The organism is Enterobacter sp. PL_is379, from assembly GCF_055817355.1.
In genome coordinates this window covers 148,335-168,271 of the sequence record NZ_JBVPGT010000026.1, presented here as the reverse complement: position 1 = coordinate 168,271, position 19,937 = coordinate 148,335, and the positions used below count along the sequence as shown (strand labels likewise).

Annotated in this window: 22 protein-coding genes; 13 read left to right on the top strand and 9 right to left on the bottom strand. The window is 56.0% G+C overall.

The window, feature by feature from the left end:
* The first annotated feature begins 9 nt into the window (after positions 1–9).
* The 5 genes from cyoB (at position 10) to AC0TOY_RS08735 (ending at position 5,341) form a co-directional block, all read left to right on the top strand.
* Positions 10–2,001 (top strand): cytochrome o ubiquinol oxidase subunit I, encoded by a 1,992-nt coding sequence (gene cyoB / locus AC0TOY_RS08755; protein ID WP_014168864.1) that lies wholly within the window; start codon positions 10–12, stop codon positions 1,999–2,001.
* Positions 1,991–2,605: a cytochrome o ubiquinol oxidase subunit III gene (locus AC0TOY_RS08750; protein ID WP_023334703.1), complete on the top strand. Its 615-nt coding sequence runs from the start codon at positions 1,991–1,993 to the stop codon at positions 2,603–2,605. The genes cyoB and AC0TOY_RS08750 overlap by 11 nt, the downstream gene beginning before the upstream one ends.
* Positions 2,605–2,931: a cytochrome o ubiquinol oxidase subunit IV gene (locus AC0TOY_RS08745; protein WP_006176899.1), complete on the top strand. Its 327-nt coding sequence runs from the start codon at positions 2,605–2,607 to the stop codon at positions 2,929–2,931. The genes AC0TOY_RS08750 and AC0TOY_RS08745 overlap by 1 nt, the downstream gene beginning before the upstream one ends.
* Before the next feature lie 11 nt (positions 2,932–2,942).
* Positions 2,943–3,830: a heme o synthase gene (cyoE, locus tag AC0TOY_RS08740; RefSeq protein ID WP_157188686.1), complete on the top strand. Its 888-nt coding sequence runs from the start codon at positions 2,943–2,945 to the stop codon at positions 3,828–3,830.
* A 149-nt stretch (positions 3,831–3,979) separates the two neighbouring features.
* On the top strand, positions 3,980–5,341 hold the full coding sequence (locus AC0TOY_RS08735) for an MFS transporter (protein WP_069720231.1): 1,362 nt from the start codon (positions 3,980–3,982) through the stop codon (positions 5,339–5,341).
* A 31-nt stretch (positions 5,342–5,372) separates the two neighbouring features.
* Here the strand turns inward: AC0TOY_RS08735 and AC0TOY_RS08730 are convergent, their stop codons facing one another.
* On the bottom strand, positions 5,373–5,864 hold the full coding sequence (locus AC0TOY_RS08730) for a YajQ family cyclic di-GMP-binding protein (protein WP_023334701.1): 492 nt from the start codon (positions 5,862–5,864) through the stop codon (positions 5,373–5,375).
* Between the two features lie 121 nt (positions 5,865–5,985).
* Here AC0TOY_RS08730 and panE point away from each other — a divergent pair, with 121 nt between their 5' ends.
* A complete protein-coding gene (gene panE / locus AC0TOY_RS08725; protein WP_090418037.1) occupies positions 5,986–6,897 on the top strand; it encodes a 2-dehydropantoate 2-reductase in 912 nt (303 codons plus the stop codon).
* The gene (yajL, locus tag AC0TOY_RS08720; protein ID WP_248272978.1) at positions 6,860–7,450 is read left to right on the top strand and encodes a protein deglycase YajL; all 591 of its coding nucleotides are present in this window, start codon (positions 6,860–6,862) and stop codon (positions 7,448–7,450) included. Before panE ends, yajL begins: the two co-directional genes overlap by 38 nt.
* A gap of 69 nt (positions 7,451–7,519) precedes the next feature.
* Here yajL and thiI read toward each other — a convergent pair whose 3' ends face one another.
* A complete protein-coding gene (thiI, locus tag AC0TOY_RS08715; RefSeq protein WP_024906813.1) occupies positions 7,520–8,968 on the bottom strand; it encodes a tRNA uracil 4-sulfurtransferase ThiI in 1,449 nt (482 codons plus the stop codon).
* A gap of 191 nt (positions 8,969–9,159) precedes the next feature.
* Between thiI and xseB the strand changes: the two genes are divergently transcribed.
* The 4 genes from xseB (at position 9,160) to AC0TOY_RS08695 (ending at position 13,228) form a co-directional block, all read left to right on the top strand.
* Positions 9,160–9,402, top strand: a complete 243-nt coding sequence (xseB, locus tag AC0TOY_RS08710) for an exodeoxyribonuclease VII small subunit (RefSeq protein ID WP_008503331.1) — start codon at positions 9,160–9,162, stop codon at positions 9,400–9,402.
* Positions 9,403–10,302: a (2E,6E)-farnesyl diphosphate synthase gene (ispA, locus tag AC0TOY_RS08705; RefSeq protein ID WP_008503332.1), complete on the top strand. Its 900-nt coding sequence runs from the start codon at positions 9,403–9,405 to the stop codon at positions 10,300–10,302.
* Between the two features lie 24 nt (positions 10,303–10,326).
* Positions 10,327–12,189: a 1-deoxy-D-xylulose-5-phosphate synthase gene (gene dxs, locus AC0TOY_RS08700; protein ID WP_024906812.1), complete on the top strand. Its 1,863-nt coding sequence runs from the start codon at positions 10,327–10,329 to the stop codon at positions 12,187–12,189.
* Positions 12,190–12,253: 64 nt separating this feature from the next.
* The gene (locus AC0TOY_RS08695; protein ID WP_048992550.1) at positions 12,254–13,228 is read left to right on the top strand and encodes an aldo/keto reductase; all 975 of its coding nucleotides are present in this window, start codon (positions 12,254–12,256) and stop codon (positions 13,226–13,228) included.
* A 54-nt stretch (positions 13,229–13,282) separates the two neighbouring features.
* On the opposite strand, the gene thiL is transcribed toward AC0TOY_RS08695, so the two are convergent.
* The 5 genes from thiL to nrdR form a co-directional block, all read right to left on the bottom strand.
* Entirely contained in the window at positions 13,283–14,254 is a 972-nt protein-coding gene (gene thiL, locus AC0TOY_RS08690) for a thiamine-phosphate kinase (RefSeq protein ID WP_024906810.1), read from the bottom strand.
* Positions 14,255–14,331: 77 nt separating this feature from the next.
* Positions 14,332–14,751 (bottom strand): transcription antitermination factor NusB, encoded by a 420-nt coding sequence (gene nusB, locus AC0TOY_RS08685; protein WP_024906809.1) that lies wholly within the window; start codon positions 14,749–14,751, stop codon positions 14,332–14,334.
* 21 nt (positions 14,752–14,772) lie between these two features.
* Positions 14,773–15,243, bottom strand: coding sequence for a 6,7-dimethyl-8-ribityllumazine synthase (ribH, locus tag AC0TOY_RS08680; protein WP_006176874.1), 471 nt, complete (start codon positions 15,241–15,243; stop codon positions 14,773–14,775).
* A gap of 87 nt (positions 15,244–15,330) precedes the next feature.
* Positions 15,331–16,434, bottom strand: a complete 1,104-nt coding sequence (gene ribD / locus AC0TOY_RS08675; protein WP_024906808.1) for a bifunctional diaminohydroxyphosphoribosylaminopyrimidine deaminase/5-amino-6-(5-phosphoribosylamino)uracil reductase RibD — start codon at positions 16,432–16,434, stop codon at positions 15,331–15,333.
* Positions 16,435–16,438: 4 nt separating this feature from the next.
* Positions 16,439–16,888, bottom strand: a complete 450-nt coding sequence (nrdR, locus tag AC0TOY_RS08670) for a transcriptional regulator NrdR (protein WP_008503337.1) — start codon at positions 16,886–16,888, stop codon at positions 16,439–16,441.
* A gap of 152 nt (positions 16,889–17,040) precedes the next feature.
* Here nrdR and AC0TOY_RS08665 point away from each other — a divergent pair, with 152 nt between their 5' ends.
* Positions 17,041–17,580: a SadB/YajI family lipoprotein gene (locus AC0TOY_RS08665; protein ID WP_024906807.1), complete on the top strand. Its 540-nt coding sequence runs from the start codon at positions 17,041–17,043 to the stop codon at positions 17,578–17,580.
* Positions 17,581–17,847: 267 nt separating this feature from the next.
* Positions 17,848–18,711, top strand: coding sequence for a nucleoside-specific channel-forming protein Tsx (locus AC0TOY_RS08660; RefSeq protein ID WP_024906806.1), 864 nt, complete (start codon positions 17,848–17,850; stop codon positions 18,709–18,711).
* Between the two features lie 88 nt (positions 18,712–18,799).
* Here the strand turns inward: AC0TOY_RS08660 and AC0TOY_RS08655 are convergent, their stop codons facing one another.
* Positions 18,800–19,480 carry a helix-turn-helix transcriptional regulator gene (locus AC0TOY_RS08655; protein ID WP_048992545.1) on the bottom strand — a complete coding sequence of 227 codons (681 nt, stop codon included), beginning with the start codon at positions 19,478–19,480 and terminating at the stop codon, positions 18,800–18,802.
* Between the two features lie 14 nt (positions 19,481–19,494).
* Positions 19,495–19,860 carry a VOC family protein gene (locus AC0TOY_RS08650; protein WP_032646150.1) on the bottom strand — a complete coding sequence of 122 codons (366 nt, stop codon included), beginning with the start codon at positions 19,858–19,860 and terminating at the stop codon, positions 19,495–19,497.
* Between the last annotated feature and the right edge of the window lie 77 nt (positions 19,861–19,937).

The following is a 19,937-nucleotide window of genomic DNA, read 5'->3' as shown; positions in this document are numbered from 1 at the left end:
AGGAAGAAAATGTTCGGAAAATTGACACTGGATGCAGTGCCCTACCATGAACCGATTATCGTGGTTACGGTGGCTGCAATTATCATTGGTGGCGCGGCCTTACTGGCCCTGATCACTTACTTCGGTAAGTGGAGCTACCTGTGGAACGAGTGGCTGACTTCGGTTGACCACAAAAAACTCGGTATCATGTACTGCATCGTCGGTATCGTCATGTTAATTCGTGGCTTTGCGGATGCGATCATGATGCGTAGCCAGCAGGCACTCGCTTCTGCGGGTGAAGCCGGCTTCCTGCCGCCGCACCACTACGATCAGATCTTTACCGCTCACGGCGTTATCATGATCTTCTTCGTGGCGATGCCGCTGGTTATCGGTCTGATGAACGTTGTCGTTCCGCTGCAAATCGGCGCACGCGACGTGGCGTTCCCGTTCCTGAACAACCTGAGCTTCTGGTTCACGGTTGTCGGCGTTATTCTGGTTAACCTGTCACTGGGTGTGGGCGAATTCGCGCAGACCGGCTGGCTGGCTTACCCGCCGCTGTCAGGAATTGAGTACAGTCCGGGCGTTGGCGTCGACTACTGGATTTGGGCGCTTCAGCTCTCCGGTGTCGGTACTACCCTGACCGGTATCAACTTCTTCGTGACCATTATCAAGATGCGTGCCCCTGGCATGACCATGTTCAAGATGCCTGTATTTACCTGGGCATCTCTGTGCGCCAACATCCTGATTATTGCATCCTTCCCAATTCTGACCGTCACCATCGCGCTGCTGACCCTGGACCGCTACCTGGGCACCCATTTCTTCACGAATGATATGGGTGGCAACATGATGATGTACATCAACCTGATTTGGGCCTGGGGTCACCCGGAAGTGTACATTCTGGTTCTGCCTGTGTTCGGTGTGTTCTCCGAAATCGCGGCAACCTTCTCGCGTAAACGTCTGTTTGGTTACACCTCTCTGGTGTGGGCAACCGTGTGTATTACCGTTCTGTCGTTCATCGTTTGGCTGCACCACTTCTTCACCATGGGTGCGGGCGCGAACGTAAACGCCTTCTTCGGTATCACCACTATGATTATCGCCATCCCTACCGGGGTGAAGATCTTCAACTGGCTGTTCACCATGTACCAGGGCCGTATCGTGTTCCACTCAGCGATGCTGTGGACCATCGGCTTCATCGTGACCTTCTCCGTAGGTGGGATGACCGGTGTACTGCTGGCGGTACCAGGTGCTGACTTCGTTCTGCACAACAGTCTGTTCCTGATTGCGCACTTCCATAACGTTATCATCGGTGGCGTGGTCTTCGGCTGCTTCGCTGGCGTAACCTACTGGTGGCCAAAAGCGTTCGGCTTCACGCTGAACGAGAAATGGGGTAAACGCGCGTTCTGGTTCTGGATCATCGGCTTCTTCGTAGCATTTATGCCGCTGTACGTGCTGGGCTTCATGGGTATGACCCGTCGTCTGAGCCAGCAGATCGATCCGCAGTTCCACCCAATGCTGATGGTTGCAGCGGGCGGTGCCGTGCTGATTGCCTGTGGTATCGCGTCTCAGCTGATTCAGTTCTACGTGTCTATTCGCGACCGCGACCAGAACCGTGACCTGACCGGTGACCCATGGGGTGGCCGTACGCTGGAGTGGGCAACCTCTTCTCCACCGCCTTTCTATAACTTTGCCATCGTGCCGCAGGTTCATGAACGCGACGCATTCTGGGAAATGAAAGAAAAAGGTGAAGCGTACAAGCAACCTGCTCATTACGAAGAGATCCACATGCCGAAAAACAGCGGTGCGGGCATCGTGATTGCCGCCTTCGCAACGGTATTTGGTTTCGCAATGATCTGGCACATCTGGTGGATGGCGATTGTTGGCTTCGCCGGCATCGTAATCAGCTGGATTGTGAAGAGCTTTGACGAGGACGTGGACTACTACGTACCAGTCCGTGAAGTTGAGAAGCTGGAAAATCAGCATTTCGACGAGATTTCTAAAGCGGGGCTGAAAAATGGCAACTGATACTCTGGCGCACTCAACTGCCCACGCGCATGAACATGCGCACCACGATACAGGACCGACCAAAGTCTTCGGTTTCTGGATCTACCTGATGAGCGACTGCATTCTGTTCTGCTGTCTGTTCGCGACCTATGCCGTTCTGGTGAACGGCACGGCGGGCGGCCCGGCTGGCAAGGATATCTTTGAACTGCCGTTCGTTCTGGTTGAAACCGCACTGCTGTTATTCAGCTCCATCACCTACGGCATGGCGGCTATCGCCATGTACAAAAACAACAAGAGCCAGGTTGTGTCCTGGCTGGCGTTGACCTGGTTGTTTGGTGCTGGATTTATCGGGATGGAAATCTATGAATTCCATCACCTGATTCTGGAAGGTTTCGGTCCGGATCGCAGTGGCTTCCTGTCCGCGTTCTTCGCGCTGGTAGGTACCCACGGTCTGCACGTTACCTCTGGTCTGATCTGGATGGCGGTACTGATGTTCCAGGTATCCCGTCGCGGCCTGACCAGCACTAACCGTACCCGTATTATGTGCCTGAGCCTGTTCTGGCACTTCCTGGACGTGGTGTGGATCTGTGTGTTCTCTGTTGTATATCTGATGGGGGCGATGTAATGAGTCATTCAAACGATCATGGCGCTTCCCACGGTAGCGTAAAAACCTACATGACAGGTTTCATCCTGTCGATCATCCTGACGGTGATCCCGTTCTGGATGGTGATGAGCGGTTCTGCGTCTAAGCCGGTTATTCTGGGTGCAATCCTGGTGACCGCGGTGATTCAGATTCTGGTGCATCTGGTTTGCTTCCTGCACATGAACACCAAGTCCGATGAAGGCTGGAATATGACCGCCTTTATCTTTACCGTGATTATCATCGCTATCCTGGTAGTCGGTTCCATCTGGATTATGTGGAACCTCAACTACAACATGATGGTTCACTAAGAGCGGCGAGTATGTTTAAGCAATACCTGCAAGTAACGAAACCAGGCATCATCTTTGGCAACCTGATCTCCGTGATCGGAGGGTTCCTGCTGGCCTCTAAGGGCAGCATTGATTACACCCTCTTTATCTACACGCTGGTCGGTGTGTCACTGGTTGTTGCGTCCGGTTGTGTATTTAACAACTACATCGACATGGATATCGACAAGAAGATGGAAAGGACCAAAAATCGGGTGCTGGTGAAAGGCCTGATCGCCCCTTCCGTCTCGCTGGTGTACGCCACCTTGCTGGGTATTGCTGGCTTTATGCTGCTGTGGTTTGGTGCTAACCCGCTGGCCTGCTGGCTGGGGGTGATGGGGTTCGTGGTGTATGTGGGCGTCTACAGCCTGTATATGAAGCGTCACTCCGTCTACGGCACGCTGATTGGTTCTCTCTCCGGCGCTGCGCCGCCGGTGATTGGCTACTGCGCGGTCACGAATGAGTTCGACAGCGGTGCGGCTATCCTGCTGGCTATCTTTAGCCTGTGGCAGATGCCGCACTCCTATGCCATCGCGATTTTCCGCTTTAAGGATTATCAGGCAGCGAACATCCCGGTTCTGCCGGTCGTGAAAGGCATCTCCGTTGCCAAGAACCACATCACGCTGTACATCATCGCCTTTGCCGTGGCAACGCTGATGCTCTCTCTGGGTGGTTACGCTGGATACAAATATCTGGCGGTAGCGGCTGCGGTGAGCGTCTGGTGGCTCGGCATGGCGCTGCGCGGTTACAAAGTGGAAGATGACAAAGTCTGGGCGCGCAAGCTGTTTGTGTTCTCGATTGTAGCCATCACCTCGCTGTCCGTGATGATGTCCGTGGACTTCATGGTGCCAGATTCACATAACCTGCTGACTTACGTCTGGTAAGCCACAACAGGTGAATAAAGGGGTGCTTCGGCACCCTTTTTTATTCATAAAATCCATTAATAACGCATGTAATATTTGTTAAATAACCCTTTATTTACCCCGCCCCTTCCCCGCACTACACTATGGCCTGCTTTTGAACTGAGGTGGTAATGAACGATTATAAAATGACGCCAGGCGAGCTACGCGCGACCTGGGGCTTAGGGACTGTCTTCTCGCTACGGATGCTTGGCATGTTTATGGTCCTGCCTGTTCTGACCACGTACGGTATGGCGCTGCAGGGGGCCAGCGAGGCACTGATTGGCCTCGCCATTGGCATTTATGGTCTGGCGCAGGCGGTGTTCCAGATCCCGTTTGGCCTGCTCTCTGACCGGGTGGGCCGCAAGCCGCTGATTGTCGGCGGGTTGCTGGTCTTTGTGCTCGGGAGCGTTATTGCCGCCCTCTCCCATTCCATCTGGGGGATTATTCTTGGCCGCGCTCTGCAGGGCTCCGGCGCGATTGCCGCTGCGGTGATGGCGCTGCTGTCAGACTTAACCCGCGAGCAGAACCGTACCAAAGCGATGGCGTTCATCGGCGTGAGCTTTGGCGTGACGTTTGCGATTGCGATGGTGCTCGGCCCCATCATTACGCACACATTGGGTCTGCACGCCCTGTTCTGGATGATTGCCGTGCTGGCGACCATCGGTATAGCCTTAACCCTGTGGGTGGTTCCGGACAGCAAAAACCACGTCCTCAACCGTGAGTCGGGGATGGTAAAAGGCTGCTTCAGCAAAGTGATTGTCGAGCCGCGCCTGCTTAAGCTGAATTTTGGCATTATGTGTCTGCACATTCTGCTGATGTCGACCTTTGTTGCCCTGCCCGGCCAGCTTGCTGCAGCGGGTTTCCCGGCGGCTGAGCACTGGAAAATCTATCTGGTTACGATGCTGATTTCGTTTGTCTCCGTTGTGCCGTTCATCATCTACGCCGAAGTGAAGCGCAAAATGAAGCGCGTCTTCGTGGGCTGCGTGGCGGTCCTTCTGATTGCCGAGATCGTGCTCTGGGGTGCCGGCCCGCACTTCTGGGAGCTGATTGCCGGCGTGCAGCTGTTCTTCCTGGCATTTAACCTGATGGAAGCCCTGCTACCGTCGCTGATCAGCAAAGAGTCCCCCGCCGGTTACAAAGGCACGGCAATGGGCATTTACTCCACCAGCCAGTTCCTCGGCGTGGCGATCGGCGGCTCGCTTGGCGGCTGGGTGGACGGACTCTTTGATTCACAAACCGTGTTTCTCGCGGGGGCGCTGCTGGCGACAGTCTGGCTGCTGGTCGCCGGTACCATGAAAGAGCCGCGCTACGTGAGCAGTCTGCGCGTAGAAATTCCGGATGATGTGGAGATTAGCGATGTGCTGAAACAGCGTCTTGAAGCTAAAGACGGGGTCACAGAGGTGCTGATTGTTCCCGAAGAGCGCAGCGCTTACGTCAAAATTGACAGTAAGGTGACCAACCGTTTCGAGGTCGAGCAGGCGCTCAAGGCGTGAAAAAAAGCCCGGTTAAACCGGGCTTTTTATATTAATCGCGGAAGTTTTTAAACTGGAACGGCTGCCCCAGATCGCCGCCGCGCACCAGCGCCATCACGGACTGGAGGTCGTCGCGGGACTTACCGGTCACGCGAATCTCTTCGCCCTGGATCTGCGCCTGCACCTTCAGCTTGCTGTCTTTGATGAGCTTCACAATCTTCTTCTGCACCGCGCTCTCAATGCCCTGCTTCAGCTTGGCTTCCACAAACCAGTTCTTACCGCTGTGCACAAACTCTTCCGGCACATCCAGAGACGTCCCTTCGATGCCGCGCTTTAACAGCTTGGCGCGCAGAATGTCGAGCAGCTGATTTACCTGGAAATCAGACTCGCTCAGCACCTTAATGGTCTTATTTGCGTCGTTCAGCTCAAACGACGCCTCAACGCCACGAAAATCGAAACGTGACTCAACTTCGCGGGTTGCGTTCTCAACGCCGTTGCGAACTTCCTGGATATCAACTTCGGAAACAATATCGAAAGATGGCATCTTTTCTTCTCCCTTCACTTTTGTTGCGTTGCATAATACCCGCTACGAGGCATAACTCAACAGAAGCTTAGCTGTATAATTAAGCTGTAACACCTGGCGCAGTTGCAGGTGAGGAGGAACAATGAAAATTACAGTGCTCGGATGTGGAGCCCTTGGTCAGCTATGGCTGACCGCGCTGTGCAAGCACGGACATGAGGTTCAGGGCTGGCTGCGCGTGCCCCAGCCCTATTGCAGTGTAAACCTGATTGGTGAAGACGGAAGCATCTTTAACGAATCCCTCACCGCGAACGATCCTGATTTCCTGGCGCAAAGCGACCTTTTACTGGTGACGCTCAAAGCGTGGCAGGTCTCAGACGCGGTAAAGACGCTGTCCGCCCAGCTCCCCCCCACTTCGCCCATACTGCTGCTGCATAACGGCATGGGGACCCTTGACGAGCTGAAAAGCGTTCCGCAGCCCCTGCTGATGGCGACGACCACGCACGCTGCCCGTCGCGACGGTAACATCATCGTGCATGTCGCCAGCGGGGTGACGCACATTGGACCCGCCAGAACGCAGGATGGCGACTATAGCTATCTGGCCGATGTGCTGCAGAAGGTGCTGCCGGACGTGGCCTGGCATAACCATATTCGTCCTCAACTCTGGCGCAAGCTGGCCGTAAACTGCGTGATCAATCCGCTGACGGCGCTGTGGAACTGTCCGAACGGAGAGCTGAAAAATCATCCACAGGACGTTGCGGTGCTGTGTGCAGAAATCGCGGCGGTCGTTGAGCGGGAAGGCCTGCACACGTCGGCGGACGATTTGCGCTGTTATGTCGATCAGGTCATTGAAAGCACGGCAGAAAACATCTCCTCGATGCTGCAGGACGTTCGGGCATTACGCCACACGGAGATCGACTATATCACCGGTTATCTGCTAAAACGCGCCCGCGCGCACGGCATCGCGGTGCCGGAAAACGCCCGTCTGTATGACCTGGTTAAACGTAAGGAGAGTGAATATGAGCGCGTCAGCCCTGATCTGCCTCGCCCCTGGTAGCGAAGAGATGGAAGCGGTCACCACCATTGATTTGATGGTGCGCGGCGGCATTAAGGTGACCACCGCCAGCGTCGCCAGCGACGGCAGCCTGGCGATTACCTGCTCGCGCGGCGTGAAGCTGCTCGCGGATGCCCCGCTCGTGCAGGTAGCCGACGGGGATTACGATATCATCGTTTTGCCCGGTGGCCTGAAAGGCGCGGAATGTTTTCGCGACAGCCCGCTGCTGGTCGAGACCGTGCGTCAGTTTCATTTATCCGGCCGTATCGTCGCCGCTATCTGTGCCGCCGCCGGCACGGTGCTGATTCCGCACGATATCTTCCCTATCGGCAACATGACCGGCTTCCCGGGGCTTAAGGATACGATCCCGGAAGAACATTGGGTGGATAAACGCGTGGTCTGGGACCCGCGCGTCAACCTGCTGACCAGCCAGGGACCCGGCACCGCAATTGATTTTGGCTTAAAGATTATTGACCTGCTGGTCGGGCGCGAGAAGGCGTACGAAGTGGCGTCATCGCTGGTGATACCGGCGGGGATTTATAATTATTACGAATAGGTGTTTTCTCCCTCTCCCTGTGGGAGAGGGCCGGGGTGAGGGCATCAGGCCGCACTCCCCGGCGAGAAACTACGGGCGATACACCTTCACATTCGCAAAGCCCTGCTCGCGCAGATACAGCGCCTGCAGGCGGCTCATCACCCCGCGCTCACACCACAGCAGGTACGTTTTGCTCTGGTCGAGATCGCCAAACTTCGTGCTCAGCTTGTAGAACGGCAGAGAAACCACGTCGACGCCTTCAACCTGCAGCGGCTTGTCATCCTGCTCATCAATAGAGCGGATATCCAGAATCGCATCGTTAGCGCCGAAACCGCTCACGGTTTCCACTTCTACCACTTCCTGCTCGGTCTGCTGGGCAATCTCGCGGATATCAATGTTGGACGCTTCCGCCACCACTTTTTCCAGAATGCTGAAATCGAAGTGCTCTTCTTCCGCTTCGATCTTCGCCTTCACCGCTTTCACCGTTGGGCTTTTTGAGATCACGCCGCAGTATTCCGGCATGGTGCGGGCAAAATCTTCGGTGCCGATTTCGCGCGCCAGATCGATGATGTGCTCTTTATCGTGGGAGATCAGCGGACGCAGGATCAGCGTATCAGACACGTTGTCGATCAGACGCAGGTTGGTCAGCGTCTGGCTGGAAACCTGGCCCAGCGCTTCGCCGGTGACCAGCGCCTGCACGCCGTAGCGTTCAGCCACTTTGGACGCCGCGCGCACCATCATGCGCTTCAGGATGACGCCCATCTGGCCGTCGTCCACTTTCTCCAGAATCTCGCCGACCACCGGTTCGAAATTAATTGCCACGAAACGCACGCGGTGGGAGCTGCCGAAGCGGTTCCACAGGTAATGCGCGACCTGACGAACGCCGATCTCGTGCGCCGCGCCGCCCAGGTTGAAGAAGCAGTAGTGTACGCGGCAGCCGCGGCGCATCAGCATATAGCTGGAGACGCCGGAGTCGAAGCCGCCGGAGATCAGGGACAATACGTCTTCCTGGGTGCCAATCGGGAAGCCGCCGATACCTTCATAGCGCCCTTTCACCAGCAGCAGGCGATCGTTTTCGATCTCCAGATTGACGGTTACGTCAGGGTTGGTCAGGCGCACGCGCGCAGACTCGACGTGCTGGTTCAGACCGCCGCCGACGTAACGTTCCACTTCAATGGAGCTGAACTCGTGCTTGCCGCGACGCTTTACGCGCACGCAGAAGGTTTTGCCTTCGATCTGGTCGCGGTACTGGACCAGCGCTTTCTCGAAGATGTCGTGCATATCGCTGAACGGGACATCTTCCACTTCCAGGATATGGTGGATACCCGGAATACGGGTCAGGGCGTCGCGAATATCCTGACGTTTGTTTTCGTCTTTGGCACGGACCTCAACGTGGTCCCAGTGGCGCACCACGGCGAGGGTTTCGTCGTAGTGCTTTAATACGTTTCGAATGTTCCCGGTGAGAATTTTAATAAAGCGCAAACGCACAGATTGGCTTTTGATGGTGATTTCAGGGAACAATTTAATGATAAACTTCATGGCGGCAATGTTTCTTAGGCAAGCGTATTAAGGCTTGTAATGGAAAAGAGTACAGCAGCCCACACCCGTGGCTGCATCCAGGCGCGCAAGTATACCACCATCGCGCCGCTCCTGTGCACATTGCGCGTTATTTGATAATTGCCCTGAGTCCGTTACCATGTCGGGGCTGAGAATATAAGAGTCAATTCACTATGCCGAAGAAGAACGACGCACCGGCCAGTTTCGAAACTGCGCTGAGTGAACTGGAGCAAATTGTTACCCGCCTTGAGAGCGGCGATCTCCCGCTGGAAGAGGCGCTCAACGAATTCGAGCGTGGCGTGCAGCTGGCGCGCCAGGGGCAGGTCAAGCTGCAGCAGGCCGAGCAGCGCGTGCAGATCCTGCTTTCCGACAGCGAAGACGCGAAAACCACGCCTTTCACACCGGACGCCGAGTAAATGGATTTTGCCAATGAGCTTCAGGCGCGTGTCGTACGCGCCAACGACGCCCTGCGCCGTTTTATCGCGCCACAGCCTTTTCAGAACACTCCACTGGTTGAAGCCATGCACTATGGCGCACTCTTGGGTGGAAAGCGCCTGCGCCCGTTCCTGGTGTACGCCACGGGCAATATGTTTGGCATCAGCGATAACACGCTGGACGCCCCGGCAGCCGCCGTTGAGTGCATCCATGCCTACTCGCTGATCCACGACGATCTCCCGGCCATGGACGACGACGATTTACGTCGGGGTCAACCCACCTGCCATATCAAGTTTGGCGAGGCGAATGCCATTCTGGCGGGTGATGCCCTGCAAACGCTGGCGTTCTCGATTTTGAGCGACGCGCCGATGGCGGAAGTGGCTGACCGTGACCGCCTGGCGATGATCTCCGAGCTGGCAATGGCCAGCGGCGTAGCCGGCATGTGCGGCGGACAGGCGCTGGATCTTGAAGCTGAAGGACGTCAGGTTAATCTGGAACAGCTGGAGCGTATTCATCGCCATAAAACAGGGGCGTTGATCCGTTCCGCCGTTCGCCTGGGCGCGCTGAGCGCGGGTGAACAAGGGCGCAAAGCCCTGCCGATTCTGGACAGATACGCAGAAAGTATCGGTCTGGCATTCCAGGTTCAGGATGACATTCTGGATGTGGTGGGCGATACTGCAACATTGGGTAAACGTCAGGGTGCGGACCAGCAGCTTGGCAAAAGTACCTACCCCGCCCTGCTGGGCCTTGAGCAAGCCCAACGTAAAGCCCGGGATCTGATTGACGATGCCCGCCAGTCGCTAAATGAACTGGCCGCGCAATCGCTGGATACCTCGGCACTGGAAGCGCTAGCGGACTATATAATCCAGCGTGATAAATAAACTATATATCTCGATGAGCCTTTGATGAGTTTTGATATTGCCAAATACCCGACACTGGCGTTAGTTGACTCCACCCAGGAGTTACGTCTGCTGCCGAAAGAGAGCCTGCCGAAGCTGTGCGACGAGCTGCGTCGCTACCTGCTCGACAGCGTTAGCCGCTCCAGCGGCCATTTCGCCTCCGGGCTTGGCACGGTAGAGCTGACCGTGGCGCTGCACTATGTCTATAACACGCCGTTCGATCAGCTCATCTGGGACGTGGGCCACCAGGCCTATCCGCACAAAATTCTGACCGGACGTCGCGATAAAATTGGCACCATTCGTCAGAAAGGCGGCCTGCACCCGTTCCCGTGGCGCGGTGAGAGCGAGTACGACGTGCTGAGCGTTGGCCACTCCTCTACCTCCATTTCGGCGGGCATCGGGATTGCCGTTGCCGCCGAAAAAGAGAACAAGCAGCGCCGCACCGTCTGCGTGATTGGCGACGGTGCCATCACCGCCGGTATGGCCTTTGAGGCCATGAACCATGCGGGCGACATCAAGCCGGACATGCTGGTTATCCTTAACGATAACGAAATGTCGATTTCCGAGAACGTCGGCGCGCTGAACAACCATCTGGCGCAGCTGCTCTCCGGCAAGCTTTACTCCTCGCTGCGTGAAGGCGGCAAGAAAGTCTTCTCCGGCGTACCGCCGATCAAAGAGTTGCTCAAGCGTACCGAAGAACACATCAAAGGCATGGTCGTGCCGGGCACCCTGTTTGAAGAGCTGGGCTTTAACTATATCGGCCCGGTTGACGGCCATGACGTGCTCGGTCTGGTGACCACGCTCAAGAACATGCGCGACCTGAAAGGCCCGCAGTTCCTGCACATCATGACCAAAAAAGGGCGTGGCTACGAACCGGCGGAAAAAGATCCGATCACCTTCCACGCGGTACCGAAATTTGACCCGTCCAGCGGCTGTCTGCCAAAAAGCAGCGGCGGCATGCCGAGCTATTCAAAAATATTCGGCGACTGGCTGTGCGAAACCGCCGCGAAAGACAACAAGCTGATGGCGATCACCCCGGCCATGCGTGAAGGCTCCGGCATGGTGGAGTTCTCCAGAAAATACCCTGACCAGTATTTTGACGTTGCCATTGCCGAGCAGCATGCGGTTACGTTTGCGGCGGGCCTGGCCATTGGCGGCTACAAGCCGGTTGTCGCGATCTATTCCACCTTCCTGCAGCGCGCCTACGATCAGGTGATCCACGACGTGGCGATTCAGAAGCTGCCGGTGCTGTTTGCTATCGATCGTGCAGGCATCGTCGGTGCCGACGGCCAGACGCACCAGGGCGCGTTTGACCTGTCGTTCCTGCGCTGTATTCCGGACATGGTCGTCATGACGCCAAGCGACGAGAACGAATGTCGTCAGATGCTGTTTACCGGCTACCACTATCAGGATGGCCCAAGCGCCGTTCGCTACCCGCGCGGCAATGCGGTGGGCGTTGAGCTCCAGCCGCTGGAAAAACTGCCGATCGGTAAAGGTCTGGTGAAGCGTCGCGGTGAAAAAGTGGCGATCCTGAACTTCGGCACGCTGATGCCAGAGGCGGCGAAAGCGGCTGAAGCGCTGAATGCCACCCTGGTGGACATGCGCTTTGTGAAACCGCTCGACGAATCGCTGATCCTGAGTATGGCGGAGACGCATGACGTGCTGGTCACGCTGGAAGAAAACGCCATTATGGGCGGCGCGGGCAGCGGCGTGAACGAGGTGCTGATGGCAAATCGTAAAGCCGTGCCGGTGCTAAACCTCGGCCTGCCGGATCATTTCATTCCTCAGGGTACCCAGGATGAAGCCCGTGCGGCGATTGGCCTGGACGCTGCCGGTATCGAAGCTAAAATCCGCCGCTGGCTGGACTGACCCCTTCCCCCTTTTCCGCTCCTGCTATGCTTAAACCTGGTGTTTAAACAGCAGGAGCGGAACCGTGCAATACACTACGTTAGGAAAAACGGACCTTAAGGTTTCCCGACTTTGTCTGGGATGCATGACCTTTGGCGAACCCGATCGGGGAAACCACGCCTGGACGCTGCCGGAAGAGAGCAGCCGTCCGATTATCAAACGCGCCATCGAGGGCGGCATTAACTTCTTTGACACCGCCAACAGCTACTCCGACGGCAGCAGCGAGGAGATTGTTGGCCGCGCCCTGCGCGATTTTGCCCGTCGTGATGACATCGTCGTCGCCACCAAGGTCTACTATCCGGTAGGCGACCTGGCTGAGGGCCTTTCTCGCGCACAGATCCTGCGCTCCATTGATGACAGCCTCAGACGCCTGAACATGGATTACGTCGACCTGCTGCAAATTCACCGCTGGGATTACAACACGCCAGTCGAGGAGACGCTTGAAGCGCTGAACGACGTGGTCAAAGCCGGTAAAGCACGCTACATCGGCGCGTCGTCTATGCACGCGTCGCAGTTTGCTCAGGCGCTGGATCTCCAGGCGCAGCACGGCTGGGCGCGCTTCGTCACCATGCAGGATCACTACAACTTGATCTATCGTGAAGAAGAGCGCGAGATGTTGCCGCTGTGCCATCAGGAGGGCGTGGCGGTGATCCCGTGGAGCCCGCTGGCGCGCGGTCGTCTGACCCGTCCGTGGGGAGAAACCACGGCCCGTCTGGTATCGGATGAAGTGGGAAAAAATCTGTATGGCGGTACGGAAGCCAGCGATGCGCTAATTGCCGAACGCTTAGCCGGAATTGCCGACGATACCGGGGCAACCCGCGCCCAGGTGGCGCTGGCCTGGCTGCTGGGTAAACGCGGCGTCGCGGCGCCGATTATCGGCACATCCCGGGAAGAGCAGCTTGACGAACTGCTGAATGCGGTGGATATCACGCTGACGCCGGAGCAGGTTGCCGAGCTGGAGACGCCGTATCAGCAGCATCCGGTTGTGGGATTTAAGTAAGCACGTAGGCCGGGTAAGGCGGAGCCGACACCCGGCAATACAGAGCGCACAACATCACGCGAAGTGATCGTACCCTTTCCAGTCCAGCGTAACCGGCTCACCGTCTTTCACAAACTTCAGCCCTTCACTCTCCGGCATGATCTGACCGATGCAGGTAAATTTCGCGCCGAGATGCGCTAACGCCACATCCAGCGTTCCGCGATTGAGCTCAGGCACCGTGAAGCACAGTTCGTAGTCTTCACCACCGGACAGCGCCCAGCGCAGGGCCAGCTCAGGCTCTACATGGCGAAGCAGTTGCTCAGACAGCGGGAACAGGTCCAGGTCAACGCGCGCGCCGACGCCGCTAGCCTTCAGAATATGGCCGAGGTCCGAGATAAGCCCGTCAGAGAGATCGATAGCCGAGCTCGCCCGTTCGCGCAGCGCCTGGCCGTGCAAGATACGCGGTGTTGGCCGCAGATGGCGTTTTACCAGATATGCCGCATCATCAGCATCTTCAACCGTTAAACGGTTCTGAAGGATCGCCAGCCCTGCCGCACTGTCGCCCGGCGTACCGGTCACGTAGATCCAGTCACCGGGTTTTGCGCCTGAGCGCTTCAGCGCGCGGCCAAGCGGCACATAGCCGTGGATCGCCAGCGTCATCGACAGCGGACCGGCAGTGGTATCACCGCCAATCAGCTGCATATCGTAGTAGCTAAGCTGCTCAAACAGCGCATCGCTAAAGGCTTCCAGCCAGGCTTCATCCACCTCTGGCAGGGTCAAAGCCAGCGTCAGCCACGCAGGATCGGCACCCATCGCCGCCAGATCGCTGACGTTCACCGCCAGCGCTTTATACGCCAGATCGGCAGGATCGATATCCGGTAAGAAATGACGGCCGCACACTAAGGTGTCGGTGCTGATTGCCAGCGTCTGTTTTTCGGGAATATTGAGAAGTGCACAGTCATCGCCAATGCCGGTTTCAACATCAAGACGAGAGGTTCTGACACGGTCGAAATAACGGGCAATCAGGGAGAATTCGCCGCATGCCATACGTTATGCCTCAGCAAATAAAAGAAAAAACCGGAGCCGCACTGCCCGTCAGGCAATGCAGGACTCCGGTTTGCGGATCACTTTTTGTGGGGACGGATCGCAGGTGCTGCTTTATCAAGTACGCCGTTTACAAACTTGTGGCTGTCTTCAGCGCCGAAGGTTTTCGCCAGTTCGATCGCTTCGTTGATGGCCACTTTATACGGCACATCATCACGTTTAGACAGCTCAAACAGCGCAATACGCAACACTGCTTTTTCTACCTGGCCCAGCTCTTCGAGCAGACGGGACAGGTAAGGCTTCATCAGACCATCGAGATACGCGCTATTAGTCGCCACTCCCGACAGCAGTTCACGGAAGTACAGAACGTCAACGTCTTTCACGTCCTGTTCTGACAGGAACTGGTATTCAACATCAGAGATGTCGTTCTGGGACAACTGCCAGGAGTAAAGTGCCTGGACGGCACATTCACGGGCGCGGCGACGAGCAGCAGGTTTCACGGAATTCCCCTTACAAAAAAATCAGGCCTTGATGGCTTTCAATACATTGATCATTTCAAGCGCGGTCAGTGCAGCTTCTGCACCTTTGTTACCGGCTTTGGTGCCAGCACGTTCGATGGCTTGTTCAATACTTTCGGTGGTCAGCACGCCGAACGCGACAGGAATTTCAGCATCCTGCGCAACGTGTGCCAGACCGTTGCTTGCACCGCCCGCAACGTATTCGAAGTGCGCAGTGCCGCCACGAATAACGGTACCCAGTGCAATCACCGCGTCATATTTACCGGTTTTCGCCAGCGCGCCCGCCGCCAGTGGCAGTTCGTAAGCGCCTGGAACCCAAACAACGGTAATATTGTCATCTTTAACCTGGCCGATACGTTTCAGGGCGTCAATAGCACCTTCCAGCAGGCTGTCGTTGATGAAGTTGTTGAAACGCGCAATGGTGATGGCGACGCGAGCGTCCGGGGTAGCTACAGCAGCTTCAATAATGTTCATACTCTTCCTTTACGGGTTCATTTGGCCCCGCAGGGGGGCGGATCTTATCATAATACTTTGCGCACTGCTTCCCTATTTCAGGAGCAATTACGCTGTCGTTAAGTGGAGGCAGACATCCGGACCTACCGGACGAATCTCGCTAAATTTGAGTTGCGGTGCGTCGGCCAGTTTTTCAAGGCCAGGCAGCACAAACAGGCCGCGCGCATCGTGACCTAACAGTTTAGGCGCAACGTAAACAATCAATTCATCCACCAGTCCGGCCTGTAAGAGCGCACCGGCGAGCGTTGGCCCGGCTTCGACCCAGATGCTGTTCACCTGCTGCTTGCCGAGCAGCATCATCAGCACCACCAGATCCAGATGACCGTTATGCTCCGCCACCATAATGCTGCGCACGCCTTCCGGCCATTCGCGCGTATCTTCTTTAGTACGGGCAATCCAGGTTTCACCCGGCTGCTGGACGATGCGGTGCTCCGGCGTCACCCGGTTCTGGCTATCAATGACAATACGCAGCGGCTGACGCAGGTTCTCCTGCGGGTAAAGCGCCTGAGTATCGGCATTCAGTTCGTCCCAGCGCACGGTCATAGCCGGATCGTCAGCCAGAACGGTTTCACTGCTGGTGAGAATAGCATGGCTTTGCGCGCGCAGACGTTGCACATCGCGCCTTGCCTGTGGCGACGTGATCCACTGGCTTTCGCCGTTTGCCATCGCCGTACGACCGTCCAGCGAGGCGCCCAGCTTGAGCTGAATATACGGGAACCCCGTGCGCATGCGCTTCAGAAAGCCTTTGTTGAGCGCTTCCGCGTCCTGCATCATCAGGCCATGGCTGACGTCAATGCCTTCCTGCTGCAGGCGATACAGACCGCGTCCGGCTACCTGCGGATTCGGATCCTGCATCGATGCGACCACGCGCGAAACACCTGCCGCGATAAGCGCTTCGCAGCACGGCGGCGTACGCCCGTGATGGCTGCAGGGCTCCAGTGTGACGTAGGCCGTAGCACCGCGCGCCTTCTCGCCGGCCATGCGCAGCGCATGAACCTCAGCATGCGGTTCGCCGGCACGATAGTGAAACCCCTCCCCCACGATCTCGCCATCTTTGACGATAACGCACCCGACGTTCGGGTTAGGATGGGTAGTAAAACGACCGCGCTGCGCCAGCTTCATGGCTCTCGCCATGTAAATCTCATCCTGCATGAGCTTAATCCTGTAAGCGGGCGATCTCTTCGCCAAACTCTTTGATATCTTCGAAACTGCGGTAGACCGAAGCGAAGCGGATATAGGCGACCTTATCGAGCTTTTTCAGCTGCTCCATCACCAGGTTGCCGATCATTTTGCTCGGCACTTCACGCTCACCCAAACCACGAAGGTAAGATTTTATGTGGTTTAACGCCATTTCAACGTCGTCCGCGCTGACGGGACGTTTTTCCAGGGCCTTCAGCATCCCGCTGCGCAGTTTCTCTTCGTTAAACGGCTCTCGCACGTCGTTGCTTTTTACCACGCGCGGCATTACCAGCTCAGCAACCTCAAAGGTCGTGAAACGCTCGTTGCACACCAGACATTGCCGACGACGGCGTACGGATGACCCTTCGCCCACAAGACGAGAGTCGATGACTTTGGTATCCACAGCGGAGCAGAATGGGCAATGCATACGGTATCCCTGTTATCCGGTTAACTAATTTTCATTTTACCCTGATCTGGCCTGACAACAAAGGAAGAGCTTTTTGAGACAAAGGATCTATGTCTGACACGATGATGCTGGCTACCATTAGGACGATCCGTTATTTCAAGGAAATAAACGCAATGACAAGACGTTACCTGAAAATTTTGCTGGTGGGGAGCCTCTTCACCCTTAGCGCCTGTGCACAGCAAACCGAAGTCCGTCAGATGAAACAGAGCGTGAATACGCTCAATACGGCGATGGACAAACTGAACAAAGAAACGGTGAAGATCACCCAGCAAAACGCGCTGAATGCTAAATCCAGCAGCGGGGTTTATCTGCTACCGGGGGCGAACACGCCCGCGCGGCTCAATAGTCAGATTGGCACGCTAAAAATGTCTCTGGTAAACGTGGCGGCGAATGCAAATGGTACTCGCGCAACATTACGCATCCAGGGAGAATCCAACGATCCGTTGCCAGCCTTCAGCGGCACCGTCGAATGGGGACAGATCCAGGGCACCACGGAGAGCTACCAGGAGGTGAATGTTAATCGTCAGCTGTTCACCGCACCGGCCAGCGTGCTGGCTCCGAGCGATGTTGACATTCCACTGCAGCTTAACGGACTGACTCCGGATCAGTTAGGTTTCATCCGCATTCACGATATCCAGCCCGCCGCTCAGTAACCCCTCTTTTAGCGGAGTGAAATGTCACTCCGCTAACATTTACATTTAGTATGGATTGGCAACATAAATGATTGCCGCTACAATCCCGGCCGTTTAAAGTACGCAAACGTGAACGCAATCGATTACGTGTGTGAGAGATATGTGAAACAACACATATTTTTGTGAGCAGGGATTCCTATAATAGGCACCGCAGAAACACGAAATATTTAGAAACGCAATTCGCGCATTTTTCACTCCCGGAAGGGAATTTCAATCAGTGGCATGATTATGAAAAAAACATTACTCGCAGCTGGCGCCGTGCTGGCACTTTCTTCCTCTTTCACTGTTAACGCAGCGGAAAACGATAAACCACAATACCTCTCCGACTGGTGGCACCAGAGCGTTAACGTGGTCGGCAGCTACCACACGCGCTTTTCTCCGAAGCTGAACAACGACGTTTATCTGGAATACGAAGCGTTTGCTAAAAAAGACTGGTTTGATTTCTATGGCTATATCGATATTCCTAAGACCTTTGACTGGGGTAACGGTAACGACAAAGGTATCTGGTCCGACGGTTCCCCGCTGTTCATGGAAATCGAACCGCGTTTCTCTATTGATAAACTGACGGGTACCGACCTGAGTTTTGGTCCGTTCAAAGAATGGTATTTCGCCAACAACTATATCTACGATATGGGCGATAACAAAGGCAGCCGTCAGAGCACCTGGTACATGGGTCTGGGTACAGATATCGATACCGGTCTGCCAATGGGCCTGTCTCTGAACGTGTATGCTAAATACCAGTGGCAGAACTATGGCGCTTCAAACGAAAACGAGTGGGATGGCTACCGTTTCAAAGTAAAATACTTTGTGCCAATCACTCAGGTTTGGGGTGGCCAGCTGACCTACATCGGCTTCACCAACTTCGACTGGGGCTCAGATCTGGGTGATGACAAGAACCGCACCAGTAACTCTATCGCGTCCAGCCACGTTCTGGCCCTGAACTACGATCACTGGCACTACTCTGTCGTCGCGCGTTATTTCCATAACGGCGGCCAGTGGAAAGGTGGGGATACCGTTAACTGGGGTGAGGGTGACTTCACGTCTAAATCAACCGGTTGGGGTGGCTACCTGGTTGTAGGTTACAACTTCTAATCAGTGTGGGTTTCGCCCGGTGGTGCTACGCTTACCGGGCCAACGATCCGAATGCAGGCCGGGTAAGGCGTAGCCGCCACCCGGCTTTTTACTGCTTAACCTTCCGCAAAAAATCTGCCAGAGACCTGTCCGCACTCTCGCTAAACCGCCTTTCCGTAGTCACAATATTGAGGCATCTGTCGAGCCGGAAACAGCGATAGTCATCGCGCCGTTCACACCACGCCGCCAGCAGCCAGCGCTCTCCCCAGAAGAACAGCCCCAGCGGCTGAACCTCACGATTAGACAGCTGTCCTGCTTCATCACGGTAATGCAGCGCCAGCACCTGTTGGGCGGAAATCGCCTGATGAATCCTGTCAAAATCGCTGCGGGAGTGGCTTTGCATGCAAAAATCCGGGGCGTAGATCCGCGTCTGCTCCGCCTTTCGACGACTCTCCTCGGGCAGAATCGCCAGCACCTTTTCCTGAGCCGACTCCAGCTCGCGCGACAGCGATTCCCCTCCCCAGGTTTTGAGCAGGCGAATCGCGACGATCAGCGCCTCAGATTCCTTATTTGTCAGCATCAGTGGCGGCAGGTCAAAACCCGACATCAGCCGATATCCGCTCCCTGCCTCACCTTCCACCGGCACACCGGAAAGCGACAGGTCGCGGATATCGCGGTAGACCGTACGCTCGGACACGCCAAGCCGGTCCGCCAGATGCGCTGCCGTTGTCAGACGCCTGCCCCGCAGGATCTGCACAATCTGAAACAAACGGTCAGCGCGTCGGGTCATATCTTATTCCGCTCTCAGGCAGGTTGATGGAGACCGACGCGGTTACCCTCGCTGTCGGTAAACAAGGCGATAGTGCCAATGCCATGCGGCAGTTCCAGCGGGCCAAACACGCACTCGCCGCCCGCAGAGGCGATGCGATCGAGCGTGGCCGCCAGGTTGTCAGTATGCAGGTAAATAATAGCGCCCTGCAAAGACGGTGTAACGCCGTCAAATTTTGCCAGAGCCCCGCCGGTACCCGGATCCTCATGTGGGAAAACGGCCAGCTCAGCGCAGTCCATTTTCTCGCGACGCAGCGCGAGCTGCATCACTGGCTCATAAAATTTGATGGCGCGATCCATATCCGTGACCGGAATTTCAAACCAGTTAATGACGCTTTTCATACATCCTCCTGACTCTTGTTTGGGTTCGAAAAGAGTCTACGACAGGGCTCCTGACAGCATACTGTCAGGAGTGTTTG